The 13200-nt window shown below is 58.4% G+C and carries 14 protein-coding genes; 1 reads left to right on the forward strand and 13 read right to left on the reverse strand.

Features of this window, described 5'->3' with window-relative positions:
- Positions 1-16: 16 nt before the first annotated feature.
- From ROSMUCSMR3_RS19990 to ROSMUCSMR3_RS20045, 13 genes are read right to left on the reverse strand one after another with little or no spacing between them, the layout of a single operon-like run.
- Complete coding sequence (locus tag ROSMUCSMR3_RS19990; protein ID WP_037275512.1) at positions 17-1009, reverse strand: cytochrome c oxidase assembly protein; 993 nt, start codon at positions 1007-1009, stop codon at positions 17-19.
- Entirely contained in the window at positions 1006-2943 is a 1938-nt protein-coding gene (locus ROSMUCSMR3_RS19995) for a penicillin acylase family protein (protein ID WP_008282833.1), read from the reverse strand. The genes ROSMUCSMR3_RS19990 and ROSMUCSMR3_RS19995 overlap by 4 nt, the downstream gene beginning before the upstream one ends.
- Before the next feature lie 24 nt (positions 2944-2967).
- A complete protein-coding gene (locus ROSMUCSMR3_RS21525; RefSeq protein WP_008282832.1) occupies positions 2968-3135 on the reverse strand; it encodes a hypothetical protein in 168 nt (55 codons plus the stop codon).
- Positions 3135-4706 (reverse strand): apolipoprotein N-acyltransferase, encoded by a 1572-nt coding sequence (gene lnt, locus ROSMUCSMR3_RS20000; RefSeq protein ID WP_050775788.1) that lies wholly within the window; start codon positions 4704-4706, stop codon positions 3135-3137. Before lnt ends, ROSMUCSMR3_RS21525 begins: the two co-directional genes overlap by 1 nt.
- Positions 4703-5197: a signal peptidase II gene (gene lspA / locus ROSMUCSMR3_RS20005; protein ID WP_008282830.1), complete on the reverse strand. Its 495-nt coding sequence runs from the start codon at positions 5195-5197 to the stop codon at positions 4703-4705. The genes lnt and lspA overlap by 4 nt, the downstream gene beginning before the upstream one ends.
- A complete protein-coding gene (locus ROSMUCSMR3_RS20010) occupies positions 5178-5963 on the reverse strand; it encodes a ZIP family metal transporter (RefSeq protein ID WP_008282829.1) in 786 nt (261 codons plus the stop codon). Before ROSMUCSMR3_RS20010 ends, lspA begins: the two co-directional genes overlap by 20 nt.
- Positions 5964-5985: 22 nt before the next feature.
- Positions 5986-6444, reverse strand: a complete 459-nt coding sequence (locus ROSMUCSMR3_RS20015) for a DUF411 domain-containing protein (RefSeq protein ID WP_008282828.1) — start codon at positions 6442-6444, stop codon at positions 5986-5988.
- A gap of 3 nt (positions 6445-6447) precedes the next feature.
- Positions 6448-7821, reverse strand: coding sequence for a M23 family metallopeptidase (locus ROSMUCSMR3_RS20020; protein WP_008282827.1), 1374 nt, complete (start codon positions 7819-7821; stop codon positions 6448-6450).
- Positions 7818-8444: an SCO family protein gene (locus ROSMUCSMR3_RS20025; RefSeq protein ID WP_037275514.1), complete on the reverse strand. Its 627-nt coding sequence runs from the start codon at positions 8442-8444 to the stop codon at positions 7818-7820. Before ROSMUCSMR3_RS20025 ends, ROSMUCSMR3_RS20020 begins: the two co-directional genes overlap by 4 nt.
- Positions 8444-8911 carry a copper chaperone PCu(A)C gene (locus ROSMUCSMR3_RS20030; protein ID WP_008282825.1) on the reverse strand — a complete coding sequence of 156 codons (468 nt, stop codon included), beginning with the start codon at positions 8909-8911 and terminating at the stop codon, positions 8444-8446. The genes ROSMUCSMR3_RS20025 and ROSMUCSMR3_RS20030 overlap by 1 nt, the downstream gene beginning before the upstream one ends.
- A 28-nt stretch (positions 8912-8939) precedes the next feature.
- Entirely contained in the window at positions 8940-9599 is a 660-nt protein-coding gene (locus ROSMUCSMR3_RS20035; protein WP_008282983.1) for a DsbA family protein, read from the reverse strand.
- Positions 9596-10018 (reverse strand): disulfide bond formation protein B, encoded by a 423-nt coding sequence (locus tag ROSMUCSMR3_RS20040; RefSeq protein ID WP_037239850.1) that lies wholly within the window; start codon positions 10016-10018, stop codon positions 9596-9598. The genes ROSMUCSMR3_RS20035 and ROSMUCSMR3_RS20040 overlap by 4 nt, the downstream gene beginning before the upstream one ends.
- A 5-nt stretch (positions 10019-10023) precedes the next feature.
- Positions 10024-10590 carry an SCO family protein gene (locus ROSMUCSMR3_RS20045; protein ID WP_008282981.1) on the reverse strand — a complete coding sequence of 189 codons (567 nt, stop codon included), beginning with the start codon at positions 10588-10590 and terminating at the stop codon, positions 10024-10026.
- 618 nt (positions 10591-11208) lie between these two features.
- On the opposite strand from ROSMUCSMR3_RS20045, the gene ROSMUCSMR3_RS20050 reads away from it, so the two are divergent.
- Positions 11209-13200, forward strand: a complete 1992-nt coding sequence (locus ROSMUCSMR3_RS20050; RefSeq protein WP_008282980.1) for a heme lyase CcmF/NrfE family subunit — start codon at positions 11209-11211, stop codon at positions 13198-13200.

Below are 13200 nucleotides of genomic sequence, written 5' to 3' on the forward strand. Positions count from 1 at the left end.
TGATTTGCTCCTCTGTTCAAAGCGCATAGACAATAGTCACCACCGTCGTCATGACGATGAAGAACATGACCAAGGCGCCTATGGCGAGCGTCCGGCCCATGTCGCGGTTTGGCTTTGCCACTTTCAGACGCAATTCTTCGGCCGTTTCCGGAAACTCGAGCGCCGCGGAGTTCGAGCCTCGCACCAACTCGTATCGTGAATTCCAGCGACGCACCTCGGCCGCGTTCCACCCGTTCATGACCAGAATGATCGCGGCGATCATCAGCATCGAGGACGGGACCCAGATCGTGTAGCCACCCATGGTTTCGTCGGACAGGGGATCGAGCAACCCGGTTCCCGCCGTTTGGTAGGAGGCATAGAGGCTCACCTCTTTGAGTGTCGTCAAGGAACCCAGAAAAATGTTTGAAACGATCACCGCAAAACCGGAGATCAGCCTTGCGCCGCGCCTCGCGCCCTCAGGGGGATCTCTCGGGTCGAAGAGCATGCCGAAATACCAGATCCCTGCCAGCACCATCGCAAAATGGGCGAACACCTCGATCGCCGCGATGCGCTGCGCAAGTCCGTAAAGCACTGGAATCTGCCAGATAAAGAGCGACGTGATGAGCGCGGCAGTGGCGGTTACCGGATGTGCCAAGAGCCCCAAAGTAATAGATTTTCCAAGAGCGCCGAGGTATCGACGCCACCGTCTGTTCAAACCGGCTTGCAATAGTCGCCACGGCTGAGAGACCGCGATGAGTAGTGGTCCTGCAAGGCGAAGGAGAAGATGCTCCACTTGGTGCACCGAAAAGAGGCTGTGCCCCAACGAAGCCAGAGGCGCATTCGTGGCCGCGAGAATACAGGTCAAGCCAGCGAAGAACAGAGCTTGCCGCCAAACAGAAACCGTCCCGCGAATGCGAGCGGATCGCGCGAGGCCGCGCACGTAGAACCATGCGGCCAAACTGACGGAAACAAGGGACACTGGCGAAATCGCATATCCAAACGGGTCGAAATTAAGGAAGTAGGTGATCATTGGCTCCTGTCATGTTGTATTGCTGGCCCATCGACGGACACTGGTGAAAGTCGAGATGTTCCCACTGCGCCACCTTGGGCCAAGGACAGATCAGTGGACATCGGAAGGTATTTGCCCTGCATCCACATGGGGAAAAGGTTTTCATAGAAACGTGAGAGCGGGTGGCCGGACTGACCGGCGGGCGCGATGAAATAGGATCCGGCTTCTTCCGAAAACGACATGACCGCCTGAAAATTGGTGCCCGCGCTGGTCGCGAACGGGCGGTCATTGTCAGAAGTGAACAGTGTTGCAATCAGTGTGTCGGGATCGCCGGAAGATGGGGCTTCGAGAGACAGCAGATCGCTGATGATCCCGCTCGATCGGATTGGTGCCCACCCCATATTCAAAGCGTGTGCTTCGCCCCAGGCCCAGGCGGACGGATCGGGTCCGTAGCGGTCGACAAGCCAGCCGATGGCATCATCCAGGGCCGCACGAACCTGATCCTGGCAGGTCTCGATGCGGGTAGACGGGCGGATGTCGCACCAGATTGCGCTCCCTCCGCGATCTGAAAGCACCGCAAATAGGACATCGGGATTTGGCCTGGCCCAGACCTTCGTCGCGGATGGAAATTCATCCTGAAGTATTCGCTTTTGCAACGCGCGCGCCCAGGCCCAGAACACGAGCGGCTCCGGTGAAAAGCGATCCATGTCGCCATTCCATTGGGCAAGTTGATCCAGAATATCGCCGCGAAGCTCATCTGCGCGGTTCTCTTCGAGAGCACCTGTGGAACCCACGAACCAAAGCTCTTTTGCCATTATAGGAAGAAGCGCCCGCGCGGCAGCGCTGACCGTGTCGCGCTGCACCGTAATCGCGCCCTCGACCGAGAATATCGGCTGCCGCTCATCAAGAGCAGCCAGACGGGCGTCTCGAAACGATAAAGGAGTTTCGACCTCCCTGTCAGGCCAGCGAGCAAGGGTTTCTCGGTCGATCGCAAGAATCTCCAATCCGGCTGGTGACAGGTTCATGCATGCGTCCATAGCATCGTTCACATCGGCGGACCGCGCCAGACGGTCAAGCATCATCAGAAAATTGCTGGCCTGCGCGGCCGTGGGATTCTCTGGCTCTTTAACGGCTTTCTGGGACACAGATCGGAACGCCCAAGCGACGCGTTCGCTGCGACCGACGACAATGAAGGGCACACCCGGCAATGTAGCCCCAATCGCGGCTCCGGTCGGGAGTTGAATATCCGCCAGGTACCATTCAGAAGGCAGCGATAAGGGGCCACGTATATCGGCGGCGAGAATTGGTGCTCCGGTAGCTGTTCTGTCTCCAGGCAACGCCCAAGCATCGAGGCTGACCTTGGGCGAGGTCACAAACAGCTCGGGCAAAAGAGGTCGATCCGACGGGATCGGTAGATCTGACAAGCCGGACAGGTCATTCTGCCGTCTCTCGGGTTGAAGATCGTTCAGAAACGCTTGGGCAAGTCTGAGACTATCGACGGGTCTCCAGGCTGCGATCATTCTCTCATCCGCGATCAACAGATCGGGTGAGCCTCTGCCGCGCCCGCCTTCGGACACCAGGCCAAGCCACGCGTTGACACCTGCGGCATATGCGTCGAGCGCTTGGGCTGTCGAAGGCTCAACTTCGATCGTCCGGTCAAGTGGCATCAAGGCTTGCGCTGCCCGCCTTGCCCTCAATAACTGGCCAAGCCTGTCCTGAGCGTGAACGAAACCAAGCGCGAAATAGGCGTCCGGAGCGGAGTCTGCAGAAATGTGCGGTATGGCCGCAGCATCTCGCAGAATATCGACTGGACCTTCGATACCCGCAACACTGAAATCCTCGTCATAGTCGGGGACGGAGGCGCGCAAAAGAAAGTAGACGACACCGGATACGGTCAGTCCTAATGCAAAAACCGCCAGGAGCAAGTACAGTAATATGTTGAATAGTCGTTTCAATTCGTTGCCGGTGCCAAAGTAATCTCAAGACGTGATGCGCAAGAGGATCACCGAGGCGAAAAAAGCGAGCAGGCCGAAAGCAATACCGAAGCTTGTCGCGTATTGAAGTATATCCAGGCGGTTCCCTTTCCGCCGTTGCGCCAGATAGCCACCCCAGAGCGCCCCTCCGACAAAGCCTGCGAGCACCAGCATCACGATTCCTCCGATTTTGATTTTTCTGAATTGAAACGTCGTCTGACCAATCCGACGGTAAAGGCTAGAGCCCAGACCGCACAGATGAGCGCCAGCGATGTCCAATCACCGAAACGTGCGTAAGGTGTGGGCGCAAGCGCTGTCGGCAGGCTGGCATCTATGACTCCAGTTTGTCCGGTCTCGAGGCGCGCGATGATCTCTCCCTTGGCGTCGATGATCGCGGAAATCCCGGTGTTGGCCGCCCGGACTACAGGAAGCCCTTCTTCGACCGCGCGCATGCGCGCGGAGGCGAGGTGCTGCTCGGGTCCGATGCTGGTCCCGAACCAGGCATCATTTGTGGCGTTGAAAATCCAGTCGGGGCGAAAAAGGTCATCGACTACCTGGCCCGGAAAAATGATTTCGTAACAGATCGCCACCGCGACCAGAGGCGCACCCGGGATCGCCAGCGTGCGTGGCCCTGGTCCTGGCGTGAAATCACCCAAACCTTCGGTCAGCCGCTCGATCGGCAGCCAGCCTCTCAGGGGCACATATTCCCCGAACGGAACAAGATGATGTTTTGCATATCCCGTCAGAATTTCGCCGCTGCCGTCATAGGCTTGAACCGTGTTGAAATATCGGGTTCCCCCATCGCCCTCTACGCGGTCAGGCACGCCTGTCAAAAGGATCCTGCCGTCTGGCAGAACCGTGGATAGCCGCCTACGCGCCAAGGCGTCCTCGTCCAGAAAACCGGGAAAGGCCGTTTCCGGCCACAGCAACAGGTCGAAGCGTCCAGGTTGCGCCGACAAGCCCAAATATTTCTCCAGCGTTCGCTCGCGGCTGCCCGGTGCCCACTTCTCGACTTGCGGCACATTGCCTTGGACGATGCGCAAAGCGCTGTCCGTCGGAGGCACATTCGTCCCTAAACGCAGCGCGCCGCCACCCCAGAGGCCCATCACCACAACGGCGAAGAGCACGAGAACAGGCACGCGTCTGTTTGGTGCCGCCACAATCAACACACCGGGCAACAGCCCTATAAAGACCGTGAGAAAGCTCAGCCCATAGCTTCCTACCCAGGCGGCGGGTTGGCGCAGAGCGGCGTGTTCGACAAGGGCATAAGCGGCAAGGTTCCAGGGAAACCCTGTCAGGACATGACCACGCAGCCATTCTGCGGCAACCCAGCAGGTTGCAAGCAGAAGACCTGCCGTAGTGTCGCCGACAGCACGGCGCTGCATGATGGTGGCAAATAACATCGCCGCAATCGCCGGGAAAATGGCCAGTCCGGCGGACAGTCCCGCGACTGCCGGGATCGCAAGGGCACCGAAACGTTCGGAATCGACGTAAAAGCTCTCGGCGATCCAGGAAACTCCAAACCCGAACTGGCCCATTCCGAAGACCCAGCCGATGAAGAAGGCAGGCGCTGTCGAAACCTGCCGGAGGACGAGAAAGAGTGCTGAGAAGGCGACTGGAACAACGATGAGCCATGAGAATGGTGGAAGGGTTAAAACCGTTAAACCGCCCGCTGCAAAGCTAATCCCTGATCGCAGGGGAATGTAACGGCCACGACCCGTCAGTGGTCGCAAGCCCGCCATCATGTGCCTGTTTTCAACTTGGCGCTCAACCAAGGGGCTATGAGCAGTAGGCCCACGCCACTGACCACGAAAACATCCGCCATGTTGAAGGCGGGCCAATGCGTGGATCCGACATAGAAATCGAGGAAGTCCGTCACACTCCGAAACCGGATGCGGTCGAGGACGTTGCCGAGCGCGCCACCGATAATCGCACCATAGGCGATAGCCTCAACCGGGTTGGCAGTGCGCACCAACATGACGGTCAACCAGCCGCAGACAGCGAGGGCCAACGCCGTAAGGCTCCACCATGGCGCGCCACCAAGTAATCCGAATGTCACGCCATCGTTGCGCAGGTAGATGAGATTGAAACCGGGAAAGACCGGAATTCCGGCGCTCAAATCTGCCGCATTGGCGACGACAATTGCTTTTGTCACCTGATCGACAAGAAAAGCAGTTCCAGCCGCAATGAAACCTTGGAAATGGGTCAGTTTCATCTCATCCTCCCAGCCATACATCGAGGAACAACATGATCACGAGGCCGGCTGCGAGACCGAGTGTCGCCCTGTTTTGATGGCCTGAACGGTGGGTTTCGGGAATGATTTCGTGGCTGATGACGTAGAGCATCGCCCCGGCGGCGAAGGCGAGCCCCCATGGCAACAGCGGCTGCGAGATGCTGATGATCCCAGCCCCAAGAAGCCCGCCTACCGGCTCGACAAGACCTGTCAGGGCGGCAATCCCCCACGCACGGCGCCTGGAATAACCCTCACCAAGCAATGAGACCGCTACGGCGAGACCCTCGGGAGCGTTTTGCAGCCCGATGCCAATCGCAAGCGGCAAGCCACCAGACAGACCGTCAGCCCCAAACCCGACACCAACGGCGAGTCCTTCGGGGAAATTGTGGATCGTGATCGCAATGATGAAGAGCCAGACGCGGCGCAGCGAAGCAGCGTCTGGGCCTTCCCGCCCCGTCTTGAAATGCTCATGCGGCAGCCATTCGTTCATCAGAGCGACCGCGCCCATGCCAAGCAGGATCGCAACACAAACGATGGCCGCCGGGAGAGCACCGTTGTCGAACTGTCCTTCGGCTGCATCGAGAGCCGGGATGATCAGCGAGAAAAACGAGGCCGCGAGCATGACACCCGCTGCGAAGCCAAGTAGCAGATCGCGTGTAGCCCGGGATGGGATGCGCCCGAAAAGAACGGGGATCGCCCCGACCGCGGTCAGCGATCCGGCGGCCAGGCTTCCAAGAAAGCCAAGGGTAATTGGGGAGAAGGGTTCCAAGCGCTGAGGTCTCGCCGATACGTCAGTCAGCGGCCGAATAACTGCTAAAGATCTCGGTCGATCCATCGCCGCGGATCAGGAAGACCTCATAAGCCTCACGATCGTCTTCCGGTCCCATGCCCGGCGATCCATAGGGCATTCCGGGCACCGCCAACCCCACTGCATCTGGACGCTCATCCAACAAACGCTGAATGTCTGATGCCGGTACATGTCCTTCGATCACGTAGCCGTCGACCAAAGCCGTATGGCAGGAGACCATGCGCTGAGGCACGCCATTGTCGAGTTTGAAGCGCACAAGAGATCCCCCGAACATGTCCTCGCCTGTCGGCGCGAATCCGCTTTCCTCGAGGTGCTTCATCCAGGACAGACAACAGCCGCAGCCGTTTGTCTTCCGGACATCAATCTGGATCGCATCGGCGACAGCTTGCGCCGCGGGGAACAAGGCCAGCGTGACTGCAAGGGCGAGAGCCAGTCGTTTCATGGATTAAAGCCTTTCGGTTGTTGTTTGCATAAATTCGCTGGTGAGCCTCTCGGCCAGTAGCGTGCGTGCCTCAGCCAATCGCTCAAGTGCAGCCGTGTCATCCGCATCCCGCTCGGCCGCCTCTGCCAGTCGGTCGTCTGAGAGAGGATCCGTCGGGCGACCATCGACAAGAACCTCATAATGCAGATTGGGGCCGGTCGCGGTGCCGGTCGCACCGACGCGACCGATCATGTCTCCGGCCATCACGCGCTGCCCTTGTTCGAGTGTGTCCGGCACCTCGCTGAGATGTGCGTATCGTGTCAGGGTGTCGGATCCATGCGCTATCTCCACCACCCGGCCATATCCACCGCGACGTCCGATGAAGCTCACGCGTCCGGGCGCCGTCGCTTTCACCGGCGTACCGCTTGCTGCAGCAAAGTCGACGCCGGTGTGCATGCGCACATTCCCATAGACTGGGTGTGTGCGACGGCCAAAGACGGAACTCAGCCGCGCTCCTTCCACCGGTTGGGCAAAGACACGCAGGACCTCTCCATCAACATAGATCGTCGCTTTGCCGCTGCCGTCATCCGGCCAGACGATCTCGTAGACCGTTTCACCAAGATTCAGTGCGGCAAAGGCAAGTTCGGGCTGACCGATCCTCTCGTTTCCGTCGCGCGCTTCGCGCCAAAGAAGACGCATCGTCTCGCCACCGGAAAGTTCGCGTCGAAAATCCACTGTGCCGCCCAGCATCTGCGCCATGTCGACCGCAAAGCGAGCAGGGATGCCCGCCTTGTCCAATGCCGCGAAGACAGAGCTTTCGATCACTGCCTCGCCCGCGAACGTCACCATTTCAGGGTCTGGCTCCAACACGCGTGTGACAAGTTCCTGACCAAAGACCGTTTCGATCCGCACCCCATCGTCAACTGCCAGTTCCACGCGGCTCGGATTTCCGTCCACCTTTGAGATCACAGTGATCTCATGGCCCGGGCGCAATCGGCGCAGGTCATATTCTGCACCAAGCGCGAGCGCGATTTCGGCACGCGCAGGCGCAGCGATACCCGCGTTCGCCAGGACCGCATCCAGCGTCTCGCCCGACGCGATCTCACGCGACCAGGTTATCAAAGGCGGTTCAATCTCGGGCAAGGCGGTTTCTGCGAAGACGGATTGCAAGAGCGGCAGAGGTCGCATTGGGCTAGCATTGTCGGCGTGAAATGCAGCGGGCGTTGTCACATCGTAGTCGGCGATCTGAGGCATCGAGAGCGGATCGGGAGTCCAGAGGGTGGCTTCAGCAATCGCAGGAGGCACTGGCTCTTTGGAAAGAACGCCAGATATGGCGATGGCGGTCACCGAAAAAGCGCCTGCGACCACAGCGCTCGCCAAAACAATTCTAATATTCATGTTGCCCCCTCTACGTCTTCTGTCAGTGCACGCCGGATCTTCGGCACTGCGAATTCTCTTGGCTCGTGATAGTCAATCATGGTGACGAGTTCACCCTTGGCATCGAACAGGAATACGCTTGCCGTATGGTTCATTGTATAGTCGCCGCCTTCGGTCGGAACGCGCTCATACGAGGCACGAAATGCTTCTACAGCGCGGGAAATCTGGTCTTCCGGTCCCGTCCAGCCGCGAATGGCCGGATGAAAATAGCCGACATATTCGGCCATGGCCTCGGCCGTGTCCCGCTCTGGATCGACTGTGATGAAGACCACGTTCATCCGCGCGGCGTCGTCCCCGAGATCTTCAAGCCAACCTGAGATATCCGATAACGTCGTGGGGCAGACATCCGGGCAGTAGGTGAACCCGAAAAACACCATGGTCGGGCGTCCAATCAGGGCTTCTGGGCCCACTTCATTGCCTTCGTGATCGGTCAGTCGGAAATCCATCGCCGACAGGGGGAGAGGCCTTTGGCCGGCCGGTTTTGGTGCGCCGGGACCGTCTACCCGCCACCAGCCGACCCCGAGCATCAGAGCGACAGCGCCTACACCGGCTGCACCGTATTGGACCACATGCCGACGCTGCATCAGCTCTCCGGCCCGCGCGCGGCGATCCCCAGAATTGGGACCTCAACAGTCACTTCACCACCGTCCGAGAACGTCAGTGTCAGTGGGAAGGTCTCGCCTTCGATCATCGGGTTTTGCAGCTTCATGAGCATGGCGTGCAGTCCGCCCGGTTCCAATGCTACGCTTTGGCCCGGTTCAATCGTGATTTCGTCAGCAGGCGCCATAGAACTGACGCCGTCGGCGTTGGTTTTCGTCTCATGGATCTGGGGCATCACGGCCAGTGGTGTTGTAAGCCCGGTCAGCGTGACCGTGTCTTCACCGGTGTTGCGCACAGTCATATAGGCGGCACCAGGGCGGTTGACCCCGATTGAAGCACGGGACCACGCGTTTTCGACGACCACATCCTCCGAACCGGCAAATGCCGGAGTCGACATGCCCGAGAGCAGTAAGACAAGGGTCAAACCGTTGATGTAAGATAGTTTTGTCATGAAGAATTCTCCTGTATCTGGCCGAGCATCAACTTTGGCTGGCCGCAACTTCCGCCGCCACCAGTCGCCGCAGTTCTGCCTCACCAAACGGGTCCAATGGCTTGGCGTTGACGAAGAACGTGGGCGTTTGTCGAACGCCAACCGCTTCGACATCAGCGCGGTCCTGATTGAGCACGGCCACGACACCGGGGGCCAGCATCTGTGTCCGAGCAGCTTCGACATCCAGACCACCGCTTGCGGCAATCTCAAGGATCAAACCCGGTGCCGGAGTGCCATGGGACGCCCATCGCGGCTGCTCGCGCAGGACCGCTTCCAGCACGGGTTCGAACACATGCTGCATCCGCGCAGCTTCGAGAACACGGATCGCTTCCACCGAAGCGTCCCCGTGAAAGGCAGTGTATCGAATGACGACACGGACCGCATCACCGTGCTCAGTCATGATATCCTTGACCACGGGATAGAAGGCGCGGCAGGCCTCGCAAGCTGGATCGAAAAACTCGACAATCGTGACAGGTGCCGTTTCGGGGCCGAGGATCGGGGAATAGGGCCGGATCAGCACATCGTTCACTTCAGGCGCGACAGGGACTGCCTCTGCAATGGGTTGGGGGCGGGTGGCATACCAGGCCGCGCCGCCAAAACCTGCGGCACCAACAGCCAGAACGGATAGAACGAGACCGCGTCGATTCATGTTTGTTTTTCCTTCAGTGAAATGGCCGACAGCACCCCGATCATCGTGAAGGCGACAAGCGCCATCAGCGGAATCGGAATGCCGAAGACCACCTGGTTGTCGTCGGTACAAGAGGGGCCGGTCGCCTTGCAGGGCTGGATCGCCTCGGGGATCAGCCCGACATAGAGGCCGATGTGATACAACGCCACCGCCGCCCCCCCAAGCGCCAGCGCAACGCCATAGCGCCCCACGCGAGGATCTTGCCACCACAGCCCGAGCCCAAGAACGACAGCCAGGGGGAACATGAAGGCGCGCTGGAACCAGCAAAGGACGCAAGGCGTTTGACCAAGAACCTCGCCAATAAAGAGCACGGCAAGCGATGAGATAAGCGCAATGATCCAAGCAAGAACAAGGGCCGTTTCTCCGGAAAGTCGGGTCATGGCGATCAGATCCTCTCTCTCAGATCCGCAAGGATCTCTTCGGCGGGTGTGCCGTAGGGCCAGGAATCGGCGAAGCCCGCCTGCGGATCAAAAAGGAACAGGTGCGATGTGTGCCCCATTGTATAGCCATCCGGCGCGCTGGCCTCTTCGATCCGTTCGAAGTAGATCGGAAAGGTTTCAGCGGTCTCAGCGATCTGATCGGATGTTCCGGTCAGACCGATGATGCCTGCATCAAAGCGCGGCACAAAGTCGGCAAGAGCCATTGGCGTATCGCGTTCGGGATCAATCGAGATGAAGATCGGCTGCACTTTTGCGGCATCCTCGCCAAGTCCATCCATGACCGCCGCCACCTCTGCAAGCGTCGTCGGGCAGACATCTGGGCAATTGGCGAACCCGAAGAACACAAGCATCCAGCGACCCGCAAAGTCCTCTTCGGTGCGGATCATGCCCATATGGTCCGTCAGTTCGAACTGCGCAAGGAAAGGTGGTTCGGTCTCGGCTTGGGAAATATCGGCGCGGTAGTCCGCCCACAGTAACAGCCAGATGAAAACGAGCGCCGCGACGCCCGCCAATACCCATAGCACTTTTTGAAGACCTGAAAGCTTCACGCCGCTCCGCCCGAATTTGATTCTATATTTTAAGCGCGTTTACACCCTCTAGCTACTGTAGGTTCAAGCGTGATTCTTGCCCTGCGGCAGCACGTCACGCACCTGTGAAGCTAATGCTCTCTATTCAGCGCTTCAAAACCTGCCGTCACTCAATGTTTCGCTGCTTCGTCTGACCCTGCAGGTGGCCATCAAGGGAAGGCAACGGCAATTTCCGCTAAATCCGACGCCTGCGGAAACCGGGCCTGCAGATACAAAGCTGCTACGCAGATGCACTGCAAGCATGGGTCATTTTTTAAGGTATCAGTCTAAAATAACGCTTGAACCTACAGCGACTACAGGAACTACAAAGGACGCGAATCAACTGTCGGATCCTGCTCACGGCATGCACGCGCAAAGAACTTCATCCCATTCGGTTTTCCGCCCAACCCCAACTCGGTTGCGATTCACAGAAGCGAACACAGGCGGAAAGTGGAGAATGTCGCGATATGATCTCACTAGAATGGACGATGAACATGCTGAACTATCCCGATGCGGAAACCTTGTCCGGCTCGGATGCAGAAGCGCTACTCAGGAGGACGCAAAATGACACCTGAGATCGGACAATTCGCCCTTACCCTCGCGCTTGCCGTCGCGATTGTTCAAAGCATCTTGCCAATTGTCGGAGCAAGCACGGGACGCGTGCTTTGGATGGAAAGTGCAAAGACAACAGCGGTGCTTCAGGTGACGTTAGTTGCAATTGCGTTTGGCGCGCTCATGCGCTCCTTTGTTGTCAGTGATTTCACGGTTCGAAACGTGGTTGAAAATTCCCACTCTCTGAAGCCGATGATCTTCAAGGTTGCCGGCACTTGGGGCAGCCACGAAGGGTCTCTAGTTCTCTGGACCTTTATTCTCGTACTTTTCGGGGCTGGGGTCGCGCTGCTGGGCAGAAACATTCCGGTTGGTCTCAAAGCGCGAACTCTATCCGTTCAAGCCTGGATCAGCGTCGGTTTCCTGAGCTTCATGCTCTTTACATCCAATCCGTTCGAGCGGGTGTTTCCGCCGCCTCTGGATGGCACAGACCTTAATCCTCTGCTGCAGGACATCGGGTTGGCGATGCATCCCCCGCTCTTGTATTTTGGGTATGTCGGCTTCTCGATCGTCTTCTCCTTCGCGGTCGCGGCTCTGATAGAGGGTCGGGTGGATCCCGCATGGGCGCGTTGGGTGCGGCCTTGGACTCTGACGGCCTGGATCAGCCTCACTGCGGGGATCGCACTCGGCTCTTGGTGGGCCTATTACGAACTTGGCTGGGGCGGCTGGTGGTTTTGGGACCCGGTGGAAAACGCATCCTTCATGCCATGGCTGCTGGGTACGGCACTCCTGCACTCCGCTATCGTCACGGAAAAGCGGGACACGTTCAAAAGCTGGACCATTCTTTTGGCCATCCTGACCTTTTCACTGTCACTTCTGGGGACATTTATCGTCCGATCCGGCATTTTGACATCCGTTCACGCGTTCGCGGTCGACCCGGCGCGCGGCGTGTACATTCTCGGCCTTCTTGGCGTAACCATTGTCGGCTCACTGACACTTTACGCATGGCGCGCGCCTCAGCTTGGATCGGGTGGCGTATTTCGGCCGATTAGCCGCGAGGCGGGGCTTTTGCTCAACAACCTTCTGCTCGCGACCGCAACGGCGACCGTCCTTTTTGGAACACTCTATCCGTTGTTTGTGGAAGCGGTGACTGATGAAAAGATCTCTGTAGGACCACCGTATTTCAACGCGACGTTTATCCCTTTCATGCTGCCGCTAGTCATCATCATGGGAATTGGCCCATTCCTGTCTTGGAAACGGGCCGATCTTCCCGGTATCTGGCAGCGGCTGCGTTTGGTTTTTGGTATCGCGATTGGTGTTGCGGGGATCGTTTGGTACCTTCAGACAGACGGGCCCCTGCTTGCAGTGGTCTCAATAGGGATTGCAGCCTGGGTTTTTGTTGCAACGTTGCGCGAATGGGCGTTGCGCATCAAGCTCTTTGATTTACCCCTTTCACAGTCGCTGCGTCGCGCGCGGAACTTGCCGCGCGCTGCGCACGGTATGACGCTCGCGCATCTTGGCGTTGCAATGCTTGTGCTTGGGTTTGTAGGTTCCACAGCCTGGAAGGAAGAACGTGTTCTTTTCGCAGAACCGGGGACGACCGTGGAAATCGCCGGTTTTGAGGTAATATTCGACGGTGTCGAACGGTTGCGTGGTCCAAACTACATCGCACAACAAGGCCAGCTTCGCGTCTTGAAAGATGGACGGGAGATTACGCTTCTTCGTCCGGAGCGCAGAAACTATCCAGTTGCGGGGACGTCCACAACCGAATCTGCAATCCGATCAACGCTCAGAGGTGATCTCTACGTCACCATCAGTGAGCCTGCGACCGAAAAGGCGTCGGGCCAGTGGAATTTGCGCATTCTCTACGAACCACTGGTTAATTGGATATGGATCGGAGCGACGATGCTGGTGCTTGGCGGGTCCCTTTCGCTATCGGACCGCAGATTGCGGGTGGGTGCGCCGTCGCCAAAAAGCCGGTCGTCAGCGCTTCAACCGGCGGAATGA

The sequence above is a fragment of the Roseovarius mucosus genome, assembly GCF_002080415.1.
In the GTDB taxonomy this organism is placed as follows: domain Bacteria; phylum Pseudomonadota; class Alphaproteobacteria; order Rhodobacterales; family Rhodobacteraceae; genus Roseovarius; species Roseovarius mucosus_A.

What these genes read in the sequence shown, in the direction of transcription:
- ROSMUCSMR3_RS19990 (WP_037275512.1), bottom strand. Translation starts at nt 1,009, where the DNA reads ATGATCACCTACTTCCTTAATTTCGACCCGTTTGGATATGCGATTTCG.
- ROSMUCSMR3_RS21525 (WP_008282832.1), bottom strand. Translation starts at nt 3,135, where the DNA reads ATGCTGGTGCTCGCAGGCTTTGTCGGAGGGGCGCTCTGGGGTGGCTAT.
- lnt (WP_050775788.1), bottom strand. Translation starts at nt 4,706, where the DNA reads ATGATGGCGGGCTTGCGACCACTGACGGGTCGTGGCCGTTACATTCCC.
- lspA (WP_008282830.1), bottom strand. Translation starts at nt 5,197, where the DNA reads ATGTATGGCTGGGAGGATGAGATGAAACTGACCCATTTCCAAGGTTTC.
- ROSMUCSMR3_RS20015 (WP_008282828.1), bottom strand. Translation starts at nt 6,444, where the DNA reads ATGAAACGACTGGCTCTCGCCCTTGCAGTCACGCTGGCCTTGTTCCCC.
- ROSMUCSMR3_RS20020 (WP_008282827.1), bottom strand. Translation starts at nt 7,821, where the DNA reads ATGAATATTAGAATTGTTTTGGCGAGCGCTGTGGTCGCAGGCGCTTTT.
- ROSMUCSMR3_RS20025 (WP_037275514.1), bottom strand. Translation starts at nt 8,444, where the DNA reads ATGCAGCGTCGGCATGTGGTCCAATACGGTGCAGCCGGTGTAGGCGCT.
- ROSMUCSMR3_RS20030 (WP_008282825.1), bottom strand. Translation starts at nt 8,911, where the DNA reads ATGACAAAACTATCTTACATCAACGGTTTGACCCTTGTCTTACTGCTC.
- ROSMUCSMR3_RS20035 (WP_008282983.1), bottom strand. Translation starts at nt 9,599, where the DNA reads ATGAATCGACGCGGTCTCGTTCTATCCGTTCTGGCTGTTGGTGCCGCA.
- ROSMUCSMR3_RS20040 (WP_037239850.1), bottom strand. Translation starts at nt 10,018, where the DNA reads ATGACCCGACTTTCCGGAGAAACGGCCCTTGTTCTTGCTTGGATCATT.
- ROSMUCSMR3_RS20050 (WP_008282980.1), top strand. Translation starts at nt 11,209, where the DNA reads ATGACACCTGAGATCGGACAATTCGCCCTTACCCTCGCGCTTGCCGTC.